Annotated in this window: 27 protein-coding genes; 25 read left to right on the forward strand and 2 right to left on the reverse strand. The window is 67.7% G+C overall.

Annotated elements, in window-relative coordinates; genetic code table 11:
• The first annotated feature begins 8 nt into the window (after positions 1-8).
• The 22 genes from rplC (at position 9) to map (ending at position 12,128) form a co-directional block, all read left to right on the forward strand.
• Positions 9-659 (forward strand): 50S ribosomal protein L3, encoded by a 651-nt coding sequence (gene rplC / locus MKD51_RS14615; protein ID WP_240241216.1) that lies wholly within the window; start codon positions 9-11, stop codon positions 657-659.
• Between the two features lie 2 nt (positions 660-661).
• Positions 662-1,642 (forward strand): 50S ribosomal protein L4, encoded by a 981-nt coding sequence (rplD, locus tag MKD51_RS14620; protein ID WP_240241217.1) that lies wholly within the window; start codon positions 662-664, stop codon positions 1,640-1,642.
• A complete protein-coding gene (gene rplW, locus MKD51_RS14625) occupies positions 1,642-1,941 on the forward strand; it encodes a 50S ribosomal protein L23 (protein ID WP_240241218.1) in 300 nt (99 codons plus the stop codon). The genes rplD and rplW overlap by 1 nt, the downstream gene beginning before the upstream one ends.
• A 19-nt stretch (positions 1,942-1,960) precedes the next feature.
• Positions 1,961-2,800, forward strand: coding sequence for a 50S ribosomal protein L2 (gene rplB / locus MKD51_RS14630; protein ID WP_240241219.1), 840 nt, complete (start codon positions 1,961-1,963; stop codon positions 2,798-2,800).
• Positions 2,801-2,812: 12 nt separating this feature from the next.
• Positions 2,813-3,094 carry a 30S ribosomal protein S19 gene (gene rpsS / locus MKD51_RS14635; RefSeq protein ID WP_092915854.1) on the forward strand — a complete coding sequence of 94 codons (282 nt, stop codon included), beginning with the start codon at positions 2,813-2,815 and terminating at the stop codon, positions 3,092-3,094.
• A 27-nt stretch (positions 3,095-3,121) separates the two neighbouring features.
• Positions 3,122-3,490 (forward strand): 50S ribosomal protein L22, encoded by a 369-nt coding sequence (rplV, locus tag MKD51_RS14640; RefSeq protein ID WP_240241220.1) that lies wholly within the window; start codon positions 3,122-3,124, stop codon positions 3,488-3,490.
• Entirely contained in the window at positions 3,490-4,233 is a 744-nt protein-coding gene (gene rpsC, locus MKD51_RS14645; protein WP_240241221.1) for a 30S ribosomal protein S3, read from the forward strand. Before rplV ends, rpsC begins: the two co-directional genes overlap by 1 nt.
• Positions 4,233-4,652 (forward strand): 50S ribosomal protein L16, encoded by a 420-nt coding sequence (gene rplP / locus MKD51_RS14650; protein WP_240241222.1) that lies wholly within the window; start codon positions 4,233-4,235, stop codon positions 4,650-4,652. The genes rpsC and rplP overlap by 1 nt, the downstream gene beginning before the upstream one ends.
• Positions 4,652-4,951, forward strand: a complete 300-nt coding sequence (rpmC, locus tag MKD51_RS14655; RefSeq protein WP_240241223.1) for a 50S ribosomal protein L29 — start codon at positions 4,652-4,654, stop codon at positions 4,949-4,951. Before rplP ends, rpmC begins: the two co-directional genes overlap by 1 nt.
• Positions 4,951-5,235, forward strand: a complete 285-nt coding sequence (gene rpsQ, locus MKD51_RS14660) for a 30S ribosomal protein S17 (RefSeq protein WP_072312794.1) — start codon at positions 4,951-4,953, stop codon at positions 5,233-5,235. The genes rpmC and rpsQ overlap by 1 nt, the downstream gene beginning before the upstream one ends.
• 26 nt (positions 5,236-5,261) lie before the next feature.
• A complete protein-coding gene (gene rplN / locus MKD51_RS14665; protein WP_240241224.1) occupies positions 5,262-5,630 on the forward strand; it encodes a 50S ribosomal protein L14 in 369 nt (122 codons plus the stop codon).
• A 3-nt stretch (positions 5,631-5,633) separates the two neighbouring features.
• Complete coding sequence (rplX, locus tag MKD51_RS14670) at positions 5,634-6,005, forward strand: 50S ribosomal protein L24 (protein ID WP_240241225.1); 372 nt, start codon at positions 5,634-5,636, stop codon at positions 6,003-6,005.
• On the forward strand, positions 5,998-6,558 hold the full coding sequence (gene rplE / locus MKD51_RS14675; RefSeq protein WP_277604026.1) for a 50S ribosomal protein L5: 561 nt from the start codon (positions 5,998-6,000) through the stop codon (positions 6,556-6,558). The genes rplX and rplE overlap by 8 nt, the downstream gene beginning before the upstream one ends.
• 85 nt (positions 6,559-6,643) lie before the next feature.
• Positions 6,644-7,042, forward strand: coding sequence for a 30S ribosomal protein S8 (rpsH, locus tag MKD51_RS14680; protein WP_240241226.1), 399 nt, complete (start codon positions 6,644-6,646; stop codon positions 7,040-7,042).
• 6 nt (positions 7,043-7,048) lie between these two features.
• Positions 7,049-7,585: a 50S ribosomal protein L6 gene (rplF, locus tag MKD51_RS14685; RefSeq protein WP_240241227.1), complete on the forward strand. Its 537-nt coding sequence runs from the start codon at positions 7,049-7,051 to the stop codon at positions 7,583-7,585.
• Positions 7,585-7,956 carry a 50S ribosomal protein L18 gene (gene rplR, locus MKD51_RS14690; RefSeq protein WP_240241338.1) on the forward strand — a complete coding sequence of 124 codons (372 nt, stop codon included), beginning with the start codon at positions 7,585-7,587 and terminating at the stop codon, positions 7,954-7,956. The genes rplF and rplR overlap by 1 nt, the downstream gene beginning before the upstream one ends.
• A complete protein-coding gene (rpsE, locus tag MKD51_RS14695; protein ID WP_346986733.1) occupies positions 7,953-8,678 on the forward strand; it encodes a 30S ribosomal protein S5 in 726 nt (241 codons plus the stop codon). The genes rplR and rpsE overlap by 4 nt, the downstream gene beginning before the upstream one ends.
• Positions 8,675-8,863 carry a 50S ribosomal protein L30 gene (gene rpmD / locus MKD51_RS14700; protein WP_240241228.1) on the forward strand — a complete coding sequence of 63 codons (189 nt, stop codon included), beginning with the start codon at positions 8,675-8,677 and terminating at the stop codon, positions 8,861-8,863. Before rpsE ends, rpmD begins: the two co-directional genes overlap by 4 nt.
• Complete coding sequence (gene rplO / locus MKD51_RS14705) at positions 8,856-9,320, forward strand: 50S ribosomal protein L15 (protein ID WP_240241229.1); 465 nt, start codon at positions 8,856-8,858, stop codon at positions 9,318-9,320. The genes rpmD and rplO overlap by 8 nt, the downstream gene beginning before the upstream one ends.
• A gap of 61 nt (positions 9,321-9,381) precedes the next feature.
• Positions 9,382-10,716: a preprotein translocase subunit SecY gene (secY, locus tag MKD51_RS14710; RefSeq protein WP_240241230.1), complete on the forward strand. Its 1,335-nt coding sequence runs from the start codon at positions 9,382-9,384 to the stop codon at positions 10,714-10,716.
• A complete protein-coding gene (locus tag MKD51_RS14715) occupies positions 10,717-11,298 on the forward strand; it encodes an adenylate kinase (protein ID WP_240241231.1) in 582 nt (193 codons plus the stop codon).
• Positions 11,298-12,128 carry a type I methionyl aminopeptidase gene (gene map, locus MKD51_RS14720; protein ID WP_240241232.1) on the forward strand — a complete coding sequence of 277 codons (831 nt, stop codon included), beginning with the start codon at positions 11,298-11,300 and terminating at the stop codon, positions 12,126-12,128. The genes MKD51_RS14715 and map overlap by 1 nt, the downstream gene beginning before the upstream one ends.
• Before the next feature lies 1 nt (position 12,129).
• Here the strand turns inward: map and MKD51_RS14725 are convergent, their stop codons facing one another.
• Together MKD51_RS14725 and MKD51_RS14730 are read right to left on the reverse strand one after the other, a co-directional pair.
• The gene (locus MKD51_RS14725) at positions 12,130-12,558 is read right to left on the reverse strand and encodes an ImmA/IrrE family metallo-endopeptidase (RefSeq protein WP_240241233.1); all 429 of its coding nucleotides are present in this window, start codon (positions 12,556-12,558) and stop codon (positions 12,130-12,132) included.
• Positions 12,503-12,976, reverse strand: coding sequence for a helix-turn-helix transcriptional regulator (locus MKD51_RS14730; protein ID WP_240241234.1), 474 nt, complete (start codon positions 12,974-12,976; stop codon positions 12,503-12,505). Before MKD51_RS14730 ends, MKD51_RS14725 begins: the two co-directional genes overlap by 56 nt.
• Before the next feature lie 160 nt (positions 12,977-13,136).
• Between MKD51_RS14730 and MKD51_RS14735 the strand changes: the two genes are divergently transcribed.
• The 3 genes from MKD51_RS14735 (at position 13,137) to MKD51_RS14745 (ending at position 14,287) form a co-directional block, all read left to right on the forward strand.
• On the forward strand, positions 13,137-13,340 hold the full coding sequence (locus tag MKD51_RS14735; protein ID WP_240241235.1) for a helix-turn-helix transcriptional regulator: 204 nt from the start codon (positions 13,137-13,139) through the stop codon (positions 13,338-13,340).
• 76 nt (positions 13,341-13,416) lie between these two features.
• Positions 13,417-13,695 (forward strand): uberolysin/carnocyclin family circular bacteriocin, encoded by a 279-nt coding sequence (locus MKD51_RS14740; protein ID WP_240241236.1) that lies wholly within the window; start codon positions 13,417-13,419, stop codon positions 13,693-13,695.
• Between the two features lies 1 nt (position 13,696).
• Positions 13,697-14,287, forward strand: a complete 591-nt coding sequence (locus MKD51_RS14745) for a stage II sporulation protein M (protein WP_240241237.1) — start codon at positions 13,697-13,699, stop codon at positions 14,285-14,287.
• Positions 14,288-14,289: the final 2 nt, after the last annotated feature.

A 14,289-nucleotide genomic window follows, 5' to 3' on the forward strand; every position in this document is an offset into this window, starting at 1 on the left:
GGAACGCAATGTCGAAGATCACGACGACTCGCGGCCTGCTCGGCACGAAGCTCGGGATGACCCAGGTCTGGGATGAGCAGAACAAGCTCGTCCCCGTCACGGTGCTCGAGATCACGCCGAATGTGGTCACGCAGATCCGCACGCCCGAGAAGGATGGCTACGCAGCCATCCAGATCGCCGCCGGCCAGATCGACCCGCGCAAGGTGAACCAGCCTGCTGCCGGTCATTTCGAGGCCGCTGGCGTCACGCCGCGCCGCCACCTCACCGAGGTCCGCACCGACAACGCCGGAGCCTACGAGCTCGGCCAGGAGCTGGCCGTCGACCTGTTCGCCGCCGGCCAGAAGGTCGACGTCGTTGGCACGTCGAAGGGCAAGGGCTTCGCCGGTGTCATGAAGCGCCACAACTTCGCTGGCGTCTCGGCATCGCACGGTGCCCACCGCAACCACCGCAAGCCCGGCTCGATCGGTGCTTCGTCCACGCCCAGCCGCGTGTTCCGCGGCAAGCGCATGCCCGGCCGCATGGGCGGCGAGCGCGTCTCGGTGATGAACCTCACGGTCCACTCCATCGACGTCGTGCAGGGCCTCATGCTCGTCAAGGGCGCCGTCCCCGGTGCCCGTGGTCGTCTCGTGTACGTCCGCAACGCTGTGAAGGGAGCCTGAGCATGACTGCACAGGTCGCCATCGTCGACGCCAAGGGCAAGCAGGCAGGCTCTGTCGAGCTGCCCGCGAGCATCTTCGACGTCCAGACGAACGTTCCGCTGATCCACCAGGTCGTCGTCGCGCAGCTCGCTGCCGCACGCCAGGGCACGCACTCGACCAAGGGTCGCGGCGAGGTCTCCGGCTCCGGCGCCAAGCCGCACAAGCAGAAGGGCACCGGCCGCGCCCGTCAGGGCTCGATCCGCATGCCGCAGCACCGCGGCGGTGGCATCGTGCACGGCCCGACGCCGCGCGACTACTCGCAGCGCACCCCCAAGAAGATGATTGCCGCAGCACTGCTCGGCTCGCTCTCGGACCGCGCTCGCGGTGGCCACCTGCACGTCATCGAGGCCTTCCCGGCTGACGCTCCCAGCACCCGCATCGCCGTCGACACCTTCGCGGTGCTCGGCGTCGTCAAGAACGTGCTGCTGGTGCTCGACCGCTCGGAGGAGACCGCGGCGCTCTCGGTGCGCAACCTCCCAGAGGTCCACGTGCTCCAGTGGGACCAGCTCAACGCCTACGACGTGCTCCGGAGCGACGACATCGTCTTCACGAAGCCCGCCTACGAGGCGTTCGTCGCCGCGAAGACGGGTGCGAAGGTCGAGGTCGCAGAAGCGGCACCCGTCGCTGCGCCCGTCAAGGCTGAGAAGCCCGCCAAGGCCGAGAAGCCCGCAAAGGCCAAGGCCGAGGTCGTCGATGAGGCTCCGGCTGCTGCCGCTGCCGACTTCGGAACCGACTCGGCCGCTCCGCTCGAGGACGGCTCGGCTCCCGAGGGCTTCGAGATCAAGGGCAACGCCAACTCGATGAAGTTCCACCGTCCTGACGGTCGCTGGTACGAGCAGACTGAGGCCGAGGTGTGGTTCCGCACCGCCGAGGCCGCTGAGGCCGCCGGCTTCGTCGAGGCCGGCAAGGCCTCGAAGGCCGACAAGGCAGAGAAGGACAACTGATGAGCGGCTACAACAAGGACCCTCGCGACATCATCATCCGACCGATCGTGTCGGAGAAGAGCTACGCGCTCATCGACATGGGCAGCTACACCTTCGAGGTCGACCCCCGCGCCTCGAAGACCGAGATCAAGCTCGCCATCGAGAAGATCTTCAACGTCAAGGTGGAGCGCGTCAACACCCTCAATCGCGTCGGCAAGTCGCGCCGCACCCGCTTCGGCACTGGCAAGCGCAAGGACACCAAGCGCGCCATCGTGAAGCTGAAGTCCGGTTCGATCGACATCTTCACGACTGTCGGCTGAGGACTGAAGGAACGAGAACATGGCTATCCGCAAGTACAAGCCGACGACCCCGGGTCGTCGAGGCTCCTCCGTCGCAGACTTCGCTGAGATCACCCGATCGACGCCCGAGAAGTCGCTGCTGCGCCCGCTGCCGAAGACCGGTGGCCGCAACAACACCGGACGCATCACCACGCGTCACATCGGTGGCGGTCACAAGCGCCAGTACCGCGTCATCGACTTCCGTCGCAATGACAAGGACGGCGTGAACGCTCGCGTCGCGCACATCGAGTACGACCCCAACCGCACGGCGCGCATCGCGCTGCTCCACTTCGTGGACGGCACGAAGCGCTACATCCTGGCGCCGAACAAGCTCAAGCAGGGCGACGTCGTGGAGTCGGGCGCTGGCGCCGACATCAAGCCGGGCAACAACCTGCCGCTGCGCAACATCCCCACCGGAACGGTGATCCACAACGTGGAGCTCCGCCCCGCGGGTGGTGCCAAGATGGCTCGCTCTGCTGGTGCATCGGTGCGGCTCGTCGCCAAGGACGGCCCCTACGCGCAGCTCCGCCTGCCGTCGGGCGAGATCCGCAACGTCGACGCACGCTGCCGCGCCACGATCGGCGAGGTCGGCAACGCCGAGCAGTCGAACATCAACTGGGGCAAGGCTGGCCGCAAGCGCTGGCTGGGCGTCCGCCCGACTGTCCGTGGTGTCGCGATGAACCCGGTCGACCACCCGCACGGTGGCGGCGAGGGCAAGACGAGCGGTGGTCGCCACCCCGTCAGCCCGTGGGGTCAGTCTGAGGGCCGCACCCGCCGGCCGAACAAGCCGAGCGACAAGCTCATCGTCCGCCGCCGTTCGACCGGCAAGAAGAAGCGCTAGTAGGAGAGTCCGATGCCCCGCAGCCTCAAGAAGGGTCCGTTCGTCGACGACCACCTCCTCACCAAGGTGGTTCGCCAGAACGAGGCCAGCAGCAAGAACGTCATCAAGACGTGGTCGCGCCGTTCGATGATCGTGCCGGCCATGCTCGGTCACACGATCGCCGTCCACGACGGTCGCAAGCACATCCCGGTCTTCGTCACGGAGACGATGGTCGGTCACAAGCTGGGCGAGTTCGCGCCCACCCGCACCTTCCGTGGCCACGTGAAGGACGACAAGAAGGGCCGTCGCCGCTAAGCGCGGTGACGGAAGAAGGAGAAGGCAATGGTTGAGTCGATCGCTCGCGTTCGTCACATCCGCGTGACCCCTCAGAAGGCCCGCCGTGTCGTCGACATGATTCGCGGGAAGCAGGCTGAGGAAGCCCTCGCGATCCTGAAGTTCGCCCCGCAGGGCGCCTCGGAGCCGGTGTTCAAGCTCGTCGCCTCGGCGGTGGCCAACGCCCGAGTCAAGGCTGACGCTGCGAACGAGTTCCTCGACGAGCAGGACCTGTACGTGGCCCGCGCGTTCGTCGATGAGGGCACCACGCTCAAGCGATTCCGCCCGCGTGCACAGGGTCGCGCATTCCGCATCAACAAGCGGACGAGCCACATCACCGTCGTGCTCGCGACGCCGACCACGGAGGACGAGAAGTAATGGGACAGAAGGTCAACCCGTACGGCTTCCGCCTCGGCATCACCACCGACCACGTGTCGCGCTGGTTCGCCGAGTCGACGAAGCCTGGCCAGCGCTACGCCGACTACGTGGCCGAGGACATCCGCATCCGCAAGATGCTGATCACGAGCCTCGACCGCGCCGGCGTCGCCCGCATCGAGATCGAGCGCACCAAGGACCGCGTCCGCGTCGACATCCACACCGCCCGCCCGGGCATCGTGATCGGTCGCCGTGGTGCAGAGGCTGAGCGCATCCGCGCCGACCTCGAGAAGCTCACCGGCAAGCAGATCCAGCTGAACATCCTCGAGGTGAAGAACCCCGAGGGCTCCGCGCAGCTGGTCGCACAGGGCATCGCTGAGCAGCTGAGCGCCCGCGTGGCGTTCCGCCGCGCGATGCGCAAGGGCCTGCAGTCGGCGCAGCGCGCCGGCGCCAAGGGCGTCAAGATCAAGGTGTCGGGTCGCCTCGGCGGCGCCGAGATGAGCCGCAGCGAGCAGTACCGTGAGGGCCGCGTTCCCTTGCACACGCTCCGCTCGAACATCGACTACGGCTTCTACGAGGCCCGCACCACCTTCGGCCGCATCGGCGTGAAGGTCTGGATCTACAACGGTGAGCTCACCAACCGCGAGCTCGCTCGCGAGCAGGCGAACCAGAAGCCGCCGCAGCGTGAGCGTCGTGGACCCCGTCGTGACGCAGCTCCGGCTGCAGCAGGAGCAGAGGCGAAGTAATGCTTATTCCCCGTCGAGTCAAGCACCGCAAGCAGCACCACCCGAAGCGCCGTGGCCAGGCCACTGGCGGCACGGCGGTGTCCTTCGGTGACTACGGCATCCAGGCCCTCACGCCTGCGTATGTCACGAACCGTCAGATCGAGGCTGCACGTATCGCCATGACGCGCCACATCAAGCGCGGTGGCAAGGTGTGGATCAACATCTACCCCGACCGTCCTCTCACGAAGAAGCCCGCTGAGACCCGCATGGGTTCCGGCAAGGGCTCGCCCGAGTGGTGGGTCGCCAACGTCAAGCCGGGTCGCGTCCTGTTCGAGGTCGCCGGCGTCGAAGAGGAGCTCGCACGCGAAGCGATGACGCGAGCCATTCACAAGCTGCCGCTCAAGGCACGCATCATCAAGCGCGAGGAGGCTGACGCATAATGGCGATCGGTTCCAAGGAGCTCCTGCCCGCTGAGCTCGCAACGCTGGACGACGAACGACTCGTCGTCGAGCTGAAGCGAGCCAAGGAAGAGCTGTTCAACCTGCGTTTCCAGTCGGCCACCGGCCAGCTGGATTCGCATGGCCGCCTGCGCGCCGTCAAGCGTGACATCGCGCGGCTCTACACCGTGATCCGCGAGCGCGAGCTCGGCATCAGCGCCTCTCCGGCGCCTGTCGAGACGGCTGCGGACAAGAAGAAGTCGAAGAAGGCCGACCCGGCCGAGAAGGCTGAGGACAACTGATGGCTACTGAGCAGCCCAAGGACGAGACCGTCCAGCGCGGCTACCGCAAGTCGCGCATCGGCTACGTCACCTCCGACAAGATGGAGAAGACCGTCGTCGTCGAGGTCGAGGACCGCGTGAAGCACCCGCTCTACGGCAAGGTGCTCCGCAAGACCTCGAAGGTGAAGGCCCACGATGAGCAGAACGCAGCCGGCATCGGCGACCGCGTCCTGATCGCAGAGACCCGTCCGACGAGCGCCACCAAGCGGTGGCGCGTCGTGGAGATCCTCGAGAAGGCCAAGTAGGCCTCGGCCTCGAAGGAGATCAAGACATGATCCAGCAGGAATCCCGCCTCAAGGTCGCCGACAACACCGGCGCCAAGGAGCTCCTGACCATCCGCGTGCTCGGTGGCTCCGGCCGCCGCTACGCGGGCCTCGGTGACACCATCGTGGCAACGGTCAAGGACGCCATCCCCGGCGGCAACGTCAAGAAGGGCGATGTGGTCAAGGCCGTCATCGTCCGCACCGTCAAGTCGACGCGTCGCGTCGACGGCTCGTACATCAAGTTCGACGAGAACGCAGCGGTCATCCTGAAGACGGACGGAGACCCCCGCGGCACCCGCATCTTCGGTCCGGTCGGTCGCGAGCTCCGCGACAAGCGCTTCATGAAGATCGTCTCGCTCGCACCGGAGGTGATCTGACCCATGGCCAGAATCAAGAAGGGCGACCTTGTCCAGGTCATCGCAGGCGCGCGCGAGTCGCGCGGCGGCGACCGCGGCAAGACCGGTCGCGTCATCGAGGTCCTCCTCGAGCAGGACAGGGTGATCGTCGAAGGCGTGAACCTCGTCACCAAGCACATCAAGGTCGGCCAGACCAACCGCGGCACCCGTACGGGTGGCATCGAGACCCACGAGGCCCCGATCCACGTGTCGAACGTCGCGCTCGTCGACCCCGAGTCGAAGAAGCCCACACGCGTCCGCGCCGAGGTGAAGAACGTCGAAAAGAACGGCGTCACCATCCCTCAGAAGGTCCGCGTCGCGACGAAGTCGGGCAAGGAGATCAAGAGCAATGACTGACACTGCAGTGCGACTGCCGAGGCTGAAGCAGCAGTACCGCGAGACGATCGTGAAGCAGCTCCAGGAGGAGTTCGGCTTCACCAACGTCATGCAGGTGCCTGGCCTCACCAAGATCGTCGTCAACACGGGCGTCGGCGAGGCCGCGCGCGACTCGAAGGTGATCGATGGGGCCATTCGTGACCTCACGCAGATCACCGGACAGAAGCCGAAGGTCACCGCCGCCAGGAAGTCGATCGCCCAGTTCAAGCTGCGCGACGGCATGCCGATCGGCGCGCACGTCACGCTGCGCGGCGACCGCATGTGGGAGTTCCTCGACCGTCTGCTGACGCTCGCCCTCCCGCGCATCCGCGACTTCCGCGGCCTGAGCCCGAAGCAGTTCGACGGCAACGGCAACTACACGTTCGGCCTCTCGGAGCAGTCTGTGTTCCACGAGATCGACCAGGACAAGATCGACCGCGTCCGCGGCTTCGACATCACCGTCGTCACGACGGCGAACAATGACGAAGAGGGTCGCGCGCTGCTCAAGGCGCTCGGCTTCCCCTTCCAGTCCTGACCCCCATCGGCGCCGCCGGCGCCGATGCTGAATTCAAGGTCGCCGTCCGTGGAACGGGCGGCGAAACCAGAACGGAGAAACACCCATGACGATGACCGATCCGGTCGCCGACATGCTGACGCGTCTGCGCAACGCCAACACGGCGATGCACGACGAGGTCACGCTGCCGTCGTCGAACCTGAAGGCGAACATCGCTGAGATCCTCGAGCGCGAGGGCTTCATCACTGGCTGGAAGGTCGAGGACGCTCGCGTCGGCAAGAAGCTGACGCTGAGCCTCAAGTACGGTCCGAACCGCGAGCGCGCGCTCGTCGGACTCAAGCGGGTCTCGAAGCCCGGTCTGCGCGTCTACGCGCGATCGGCTGAGATCCCCCAGGTGCATGGCGGCCTCGGAGTCGCCATCCTGTCCACGAGCTCTGGACTCCTCACTGACCGTGAGGCCGAGAAGAAGGGCGTCGGCGGGGAAGTCCTCGCCTACGTGTGGTGATCTGACATGTCACGAATCGGACGTCTCCCCATCGACATCCCCTCGGGTGTCGAGATCTCGGTGAACGACGACGTCGTCACCGTCAAGGGCCCCAAGGGCGAGCTCACGACCCGCATCGCACAGCCGATCGAGGTCGAGATCGCCGACGGTCAGGTGCAGGTCACCCGGCCGGACGACGAGCGCGAGTCGCGTTCGCTGCACGGCCTCACCCGCACGCTGATCGCCAACGACATCGTCGGCGTCACGGACGGCTACTCGAAGTCTCTCGAGGTCGTCGGCACCGGCTACCGCGTGCAGGCGAAGGGCACGGGCCTGGAGTTCGCGCTCGGCTACTCGCACCCGATCAACATCGAGCCGCCCGCCGGCATCACGTTCGCGGTCGAGGGCAACACCAAGGTCACCGTCACCGGCATCTCGAAGCAGGCCGTCGGCGAAGTGGCTGCGAATCTCCGCAAGCTGCGCAAGCCCGAGCCCTACAAGGGCAAGGGTGTGCGCTACGCAGGCGAGCAGGTCCGCCGCAAGGCTGGAAAGGCTGGTAAGTGATGGGCATCGGTACCCGAGGCAAGACCAAGTCGGCTGCCCGCGGTCGTCGTCACGCACGTCTCCGCAAGAAGATCGTCGGCACCGGTTCGGTGCCGCGCATGGTCGTCACCCGTTCGGCACGCCACATGTTCGTGCAGGTCGTCGACGACTCGCAGGGCATCACCGTCGCGTCGGCGTCGACCATGGAGGCTGACCTCCGCGGGCTCGACGGCGACAAGACGGCCAAGGCCAAGCGCGTCGGCGAGCTCGTGGCAGAGCGTGCCAAGGCCGCAGGCGTCGAGTCGGTCGTGTTCGACCGCGGCGGCAACCGCTACGCCGGTCGCGTCGCAGCGATCGCCGATGGCGCACGAGAGGCAGGGCTGGGACTGTGAGCGAAGAGAACAAGGACACGCAGGTGACGGACACCACGCAGCAGGCTGCAGCCGGTGCTCCCGCGGCCGAGGCCGGCCAGTCGGCCGACCACCGCGACGAGCCCCGCGAGCAGCGTCGCGGCAGCCGCGACCGCGGCACGCGCAACGAGCGCGGTCGTCGTGACGACAGCAAGGAGAATCAGTTCCTTGAGCGCGTCGTGACGATCAACCGCGTCTCGAAGGTCGTCAAGGGCGGTCGTCGCTTCAGCTTCACGGCTCTCGTGGTCGTGGGCGACGGCGACGGCATGGTCGGTGTCGGCTACGGCAAGGCCCGTGAGGTCCCGACGGCGATCTCGAAGGGCGTCGAGGAGGCGAAGAAGAACTTCTTCCGCGTTCCCCGTATCGCCAAGACGATCCCGCACCCGGTGCAGGGCGAGGCCGCAGCTGGCGTCGTGCTCCTGCGTCCCGCTGCCGCCGGTACCGGTGTCATCGCGGGCGGCCCCGTGCGCGCCGTCCTCGAGTGCGCCGGCATCCACGACGTGCTGAGCAAGTCGCTCGGCTCGTCGAACTCCATCAACATCGTCCACGCGACGGTGGCGGCGCTGCGCATGCTCGAAGAGCCGCGCGCAGTGGCTGCCCGCCGTGGTCTCGACGTGGACCGTGTCGTGCCGGAGCGCCTGCTCCGTGCTGAGGCGGAGCACACCAAGCACGAGGCCGAGATCGCGAAGGCGGTGTCCAAGTGAGCAAGCTGAAGATCACGCAGACGAAGTCCCAGATCAGCGAGAAGCAGTACCAGCGCGACACGCTGCGCTCGCTCGGTCTCAAGCGCATCGGCCAGTCGGTCGAGCGTGAGGACAACCAGCAGAACCGTGGCTACGTCAACACGGTTCGGCACCTCGTCAAGGTCGAGGAGATCGAGAATGACTGACAAGAACAAGTCGGCCGAGCTGCCGTCGCTCAAGGTCCACCACCTCCGGCCCGCGCCGGGCGCCAAGAAGGCCCGCACGCGCGTCGGTCGTGGTGAGGCATCGAAGGGCAAGACGGCCGGTCGAGGCACGAAGGGCACGAAGGCCCGCTACTCCGTGCGCCCCGGGTTCGAGGGTGGCCAACTCACGAGCGTCATGCGCGCTCCCAAGCTGCGCGGCTTCAAGAACCCGTTCCGCAAGGAGTACCAGGTCGTCAACGTCGGGCAGCTCGCTGAGCTGTTCCCGAACGGTGGCGAGGTCACGATCGCGGATCTGGTCGCCAAGGGCGCCGTCCGCAAGAACGAGCTCGTCAAGGTGCTCGCCGGTGGCGAGCTCACGGTCGCTCTCACGATCGCAGTCGACAAGGTGTCGGCCGCGGCGGAGCAGAAGATCGTGGCAGCTGGCGGTTCGGTCAAGTAAGTAGGCTGAGGGGCGGTCCGTTCGCGGACCGCCCCGATCGCCATTCTCTGGAAGGCTGCACGTGTTCAGTGCTATCGCACGCATCTTCAAGACGCGAGACCTGCGTCGGAAGATCCTCTTCACGCTCGCCATCGTCGTGTTGTTCCGGTTCGGGTCGTTCATCCCCGCGCCGTTCGTCGACTACGGCAACGTGCAGGAGTGCATCGCAGCGAACCAGACTGCGACGGGGCTCTACCAGCTCGTCAATCTGTTCTCGGGCGGCGCCCTGCTGCAGCTGAGCATCTTCGCGCTGGGCATCATGCCCTACATCACCGCGGCGATCATCACCCAGCTGCTCCGCGTCGTCATCCCCCACTTCGAGGCGCTCCAGAAGGAGGGCCAGCAGGGCCAGGCGAAGCTCACGCAGTACACGCGCTACATGACGATCGCGCTCGCCATCCTGCAGTCCACGACGCTCATCACGGTCGCCCGCTCCGGCGGCCTGTTCTCGCAGACCGGTGGCGGCCCCGTGATGCCGCAGTGCCAGAACCTGCTGACGAACGACTCGTGGTGGTCGATCACGCTGATGATCTTCACGATGACCGCTGGCACGGGGCTCATCATGTGGTTCGGCGAGATGATCACCGAGCGCGGTGTCGGCAACGGCATGTCGCTGCTCATCTTCACGTCGATCGCCGCGACCTTCCCCGGCGCGCTCGGCCAGATCTTCACGACCCAGGGTCCGAACACCTTCGCGATGGTGCTCGCCGTCGGCGTCATCATCATGGCGGCGGTCGTCTTCGTCGAGCAGTCCCAGCGCCGCATCCCGGTGCAGTACGCGAAGCGCATGGTCGGCAGGCGGATGTACGGGGGCCAGTCCACCTACATCCCCATCAAGGTCAACATGGCCGGCGTGATCCCGGTCATCTTCGCCTCGTCGCTGCTCTACCTGCCGATGCTCGTCGCGCAGTTCATGACGCCGACCGACGGCACCGCGCCGCCCGAGTGGGTGCTGTGGGTGCAGGCCAACCTGACCTCTGGCGATGCACCGCTCTACATGCTGGTGTTCTTCCTTCTCATCGTCGGCTTCACCTACTTCTACGTCGCGATCACCTTCAACCCTGAAGAGGTCGCCGACAACATGAAGAAGTACGGCGGATTCATCCCCGGGATCCGGGCGGGACGCCCGACGGCCGAGTACCTCGACTACGTGCTGACCCGCATCACCCTGCCGGGCGCCCTGTACCTCGGCGTCATCGCGCTCATCCCGCTGATCGCGCTGTCGACGGTGGGAGCCAACCAGAACTTCCCGTTCGGTGGCGCCTCGATCCTCATCATCGTCGGTGTGGGTCTCGAGACGGTCCGCCAGATCGACGCGCAGCTGCAGCAGCGCCACTACGAAGGGCTCATCCGCTAGATGTCGAACCTCCTCATCGTGGGCCCGCCCGGTGCGGGCAAGGGAACCCAGGCCGTCCGGATCGCTGAGGCGCTCGGCGTTCCCGCCGTCTCGACGGGCGACATCTTCCGTCAGAACATCAAGGAGCAGACCGCGCTCGGTCAGCGCGTCTCGGCGATGCTCGACGCGGGCGAGTACGTGCCCGACTCGCTCACCAACGAGCTCATCGACGACCGCCTCTCGCAGACCGACGCTGAGCAGGGCTACCTGCTCGACGGCTACCCGCGGACGGCGGGCCAGGTCGAGTTCCTCGACGGCGTGAACCTGCACCGTGGCGAGCAGCTCGACGCCGTCATCCGGCTGGTCGCCGACACGGACGAGGTCGTCCGGCGCCTGCTGATGCGTGCGCAGGAGCAGGGCCGCAGCGACGACACCGAAGAGGTCATCCGGCACCGGCTCGACGTCTACGAGCGCGAGACGGCGCCGCTCATCGCGATCTTCGCCGAGCGGGGCCTGGTGGTCGAGGTCGACGGCATCGGCGCCGTCGACGAGGTGACGGAGCGCATCCTCGCCGGCCTCGCCGAGCGGGGCATCTCCGCCTGATGCGGGGGCGCGGCACCTACAAGTCCCGGCGCGAGCTCGCAGCGATGCGCGAGCCGGGCCGCATCACCGCCCTCGCACTGGCGGCGGTCGAGCAGGCGATCGAGGTCGGCGTCACGCCGCTCGAGCTCGATCGGCTGGCCGAGCGCGTGATTCGCGAGCACGGCGCCGTGCCCAACTTCCAGCTCGAGCCCGGCTACCAGCACACGCTCTGCGTCAGCCTCAACGACGTGGTCGTGCACGGCATCCCCGGCGATCGGCCGATCGCGCCAGGCGATCTGGTCACCGTCGACTGCGGCGCGACGATCGGCGGCTTCCACGGCGACGCCGCCATCACGGTCGTCGTGCCGGGCGGCGACCCACAGCTGCACGCTGCCAGGCAGCGCCTCAGCGACGTCACGAGGGGCGCGCTGTGGGATGGCATCGCAGCGCTGGCCTCCGCGAAGCAGCTCGGCGAGGTCGGCGCGGCGGTCGAGGACCACGTGGAGGCCAACAGCGACTACGGCATCAGCGACGACTACATCGGCCACGGAATCGGCAGGGCCATGCACGAGGAGCCGCCGGTCTTCAACTACCGCACCCGCGTCGTCGGGCCTGCCGTGAAGCCCGGGCTGTGCGTCGCGATCGAGCCGATCATCCACGCTGGCGGCACCGAGTCGACCACGGATGACGACGGCTGGACGGTGCGCAGCGCCGACGGCAGCGACGCCTGCCAGTGGGAGCACTCGGTGGCTGTGCACGCCGGCGGCATCTGGGTGCTCACCGCGCTCGACGGAGGCGCCGCCGAGCTCGCGCCCTACGGGATCGTGCCCGCACCCATCGCCGAGCGCTGAGCTACGCGGCTCGGAGCAGCGCCGGTCGCGGGCGGAGCGCGAGGTAGCTGCGCACGATGTCGACCGTCACGCCCAGCTCCTCGGCGAGCTCGGTCTCGTCCCTGGCCCACGCCACCGCAGCCTTCAGGGCGGCGGGATCGATGAGGAGCAGCGCAGCGAAGCGCTCAGCCGCCCGTTCCGCGGCCGCCGAGTCGCCGGTGTCCATCCGCAGCGCGTGGCCGAGCTCGTGCGCGAGCACGGAGCGCTGCTCGACCGGGGTGAGCCCGGGCAGCAGCAGGATGCGGGCTGCGGTGTGGTCGTAGGCCCCGAGCCAGCCGCTCGGCAGTGGCGCGCTGCGCACGTCGACGCGAAGCTGGCTGCAGAGCGCGACGAGCTCACTCAGCGTGGGGCTCGTCCCTTCGAGGGATGCCGCGCCGTGCCGCAAGTCCATCGATCGTCTGCTTCCGCTGCTCGTGCTCATGGAGTGCGGTGACCGTAGCCGAGCCCTCTGACACGGCGCCCGCGCGCACATGCGCAGCCAGCGTCGCGATCGCGGCATCTGCGGCGAGGTGCCGACGGTCGTCGGGAACGCTGGAGAGCAGCTCAGACATCACGGCGATCCAGAGCTCGACCTCTGGATCGCGCCGCTGCGCGTCGGTGGCGAGGCCGAGTGCGGCGAACAGTCGCCGCAGCACGTCCTCCTGCGGTGCACCCGCGCCGCGCTCGATGTTGCTCACCGTGGTGCGGTCGACCTCCGCGAGCTGCGCGAGCGCCAACTGGCTGAGGCCGCGGCGCAGTCGCGCCGGTCGCACGAGCGCTGCGTAGTGCGCCCGCTCTGACGCGCTCGCGCCGCGAAGGTGGATCGACATCCGTGGCCTCGTCTCTCTGCTGCCTCTGCACCAGATTATCCGCACGCGCGCGGAGCAGCGTCACGGTTCTTCGACACTTCTTCGACAAATGCCGCAGTCTCCTGGCGTGTCTGTGGAGAACATCTTGCACGGACGTCGAAAACATGGCATGGTTTGCGACATGACTGCAGAATCTCGCTTCGGGGCGTCGCTCGCCGTGCTGCGTGAGGAGGCGGGCATCACTCCGGAGCAGCTTGCCGACCTCGCCGGCACGCCGCTCGCCACCGTGATCGGCATCGAGCGTGGGGAGATCGAGCCGCCGGTGACGCTGGTCGAGCGTCTGACCGCTGCGCTCGCCCTCCGGCTGCGAGGAGGCCAGGCATGACGCCTGGAGCGAGCCCACAGTCTCGTGCCGAACGGCATGAGCGCCCGATGCACGGGTGAGACAGAGGAGGAACAACATGCACATCGAAACCCGAAGGGGGCGCGCCGCGATCTGGAGCGCCTCCGCCGCCGTCAGCGTCGTCGGCCTCGCCATCGCGGGGCTGTCGCTCGCGTGGCTCGTCGGGAGCTTCGGCATCTCGACGGCGGCCGCCACGCAGATCGTGACGGCGATCGAGATCGGCGGGGCCGCGATCGCGATCATCTCAGCGATCCTCAGCGCAGGCGTGGTCGGCATCGTCGTCTCGACCGTCGTCTGGTACCTGAAGCGCAAGCTGCGCAAGCTGGCGATCGCCTGACATGCGCGCAGCCGACGTCGACGCTCCGCAGGCACGCCTGTGGCCGGCCGCGACGGCGTCGGCTGTGCTCGCCCTGGCGGGGTTCGCGCTGGTCATCGCGACGAGCGCCGGCTCTGCGGGTGGGCTGGCAGCCGCGAACGTCGCGGCCATCGCGAACGGCGACATCGACGAGAGCGTGCTCGCGGGTGATCGCGATGCGGTCGCCATCGCCGTGCGCAACCTCGGCGCGATCGCGATCCTTGCCGGCGGTGCCGCCACATGCGGCCTGTTGACCGTGCTGGCGGTCGCCATCGTCGGGATCGGCGTCGGATGGGGCGGGGCGGCGGCGGTGGCAGCGCTCGGTGCCGCGGAGACCGTCTCACGCATCGCGCCGTACATCGTGTTCGAGCTCACCGGCGTCGCGCTCGCAGCGGTCGCGGGCCTGCTGCCTGCGGTGCACGCCCTGCTGGCCGCGATGCGTCGTCGACCCTCACCGTTCCGGGCGTACACGGATGCGCTCGGAACCAGTCTCGCGCTCGGCGGCATCGCCGCGGCGCTCATCGTCGTCGCGGCTCTCGTCGAGGCGATCGTCATCGGTGCGCACGCGACGTGACA

Source organism: Agrococcus sp. ARC_14 (assembly GCF_022436485.1).
Taxonomy (GTDB): domain Bacteria; phylum Actinomycetota; class Actinomycetes; order Actinomycetales; family Microbacteriaceae; genus Agrococcus.

Coding starts and splice junctions, on each gene's coding strand:
- rplC (WP_240241216.1), top strand. CDS start 9: ATGTCGAAGATCACGACGACTCGCGGCCTGCTCGGCACGAAGCTCGGG.
- rplD (WP_240241217.1), top strand. CDS start 662: ATGACTGCACAGGTCGCCATCGTCGACGCCAAGGGCAAGCAGGCAGGC.
- rplW (WP_240241218.1), top strand. CDS start 1,642: ATGAGCGGCTACAACAAGGACCCTCGCGACATCATCATCCGACCGATC.
- rplB (WP_240241219.1), top strand. CDS start 1,961: ATGGCTATCCGCAAGTACAAGCCGACGACCCCGGGTCGTCGAGGCTCC.
- rpsS (WP_092915854.1), top strand. CDS start 2,813: ATGCCCCGCAGCCTCAAGAAGGGTCCGTTCGTCGACGACCACCTCCTC.
- rplV (WP_240241220.1), top strand. CDS start 3,122: ATGGTTGAGTCGATCGCTCGCGTTCGTCACATCCGCGTGACCCCTCAG.
- rpsC (WP_240241221.1), top strand. CDS start 3,490: ATGGGACAGAAGGTCAACCCGTACGGCTTCCGCCTCGGCATCACCACC.
- rplP (WP_240241222.1), top strand. CDS start 4,233: ATGCTTATTCCCCGTCGAGTCAAGCACCGCAAGCAGCACCACCCGAAG.
- rpmC (WP_240241223.1), top strand. CDS start 4,652: ATGGCGATCGGTTCCAAGGAGCTCCTGCCCGCTGAGCTCGCAACGCTG.
- rpsQ (WP_072312794.1), top strand. CDS start 4,951: ATGGCTACTGAGCAGCCCAAGGACGAGACCGTCCAGCGCGGCTACCGC.
- rplN (WP_240241224.1), top strand. CDS start 5,262: ATGATCCAGCAGGAATCCCGCCTCAAGGTCGCCGACAACACCGGCGCC.
- rplX (WP_240241225.1), top strand. CDS start 5,634: ATGGCCAGAATCAAGAAGGGCGACCTTGTCCAGGTCATCGCAGGCGCG.
- rplE (WP_277604026.1), top strand. CDS start 5,998: ATGACTGACACTGCAGTGCGACTGCCGAGGCTGAAGCAGCAGTACCGC.
- rpsH (WP_240241226.1), top strand. CDS start 6,644: ATGACGATGACCGATCCGGTCGCCGACATGCTGACGCGTCTGCGCAAC.
- rplF (WP_240241227.1), top strand. CDS start 7,049: ATGTCACGAATCGGACGTCTCCCCATCGACATCCCCTCGGGTGTCGAG.
- rplR (WP_240241338.1), top strand. CDS start 7,585: ATGGGCATCGGTACCCGAGGCAAGACCAAGTCGGCTGCCCGCGGTCGT.
- rplO (WP_240241229.1), top strand. CDS start 8,856: ATGACTGACAAGAACAAGTCGGCCGAGCTGCCGTCGCTCAAGGTCCAC.
- MKD51_RS14715 (WP_240241231.1), top strand. CDS start 10,717: ATGTCGAACCTCCTCATCGTGGGCCCGCCCGGTGCGGGCAAGGGAACC.
- map (WP_240241232.1), top strand. CDS start 11,298: ATGCGGGGGCGCGGCACCTACAAGTCCCGGCGCGAGCTCGCAGCGATG.
- MKD51_RS14725 (WP_240241233.1), bottom strand. CDS start 12,558: ATGGACTTGCGGCACGGCGCGGCATCCCTCGAAGGGACGAGCCCCACG.
- MKD51_RS14730 (WP_240241234.1), bottom strand. CDS start 12,976: ATGTCGATCCACCTTCGCGGCGCGAGCGCGTCAGAGCGGGCGCACTAC.
- MKD51_RS14735 (WP_240241235.1), top strand. CDS start 13,137: ATGACTGCAGAATCTCGCTTCGGGGCGTCGCTCGCCGTGCTGCGTGAG.
- MKD51_RS14740 (WP_240241236.1), top strand. CDS start 13,417: ATGCACATCGAAACCCGAAGGGGGCGCGCCGCGATCTGGAGCGCCTCC.
- MKD51_RS14745 (WP_240241237.1), top strand. CDS start 13,697: ATGCGCGCAGCCGACGTCGACGCTCCGCAGGCACGCCTGTGGCCGGCC.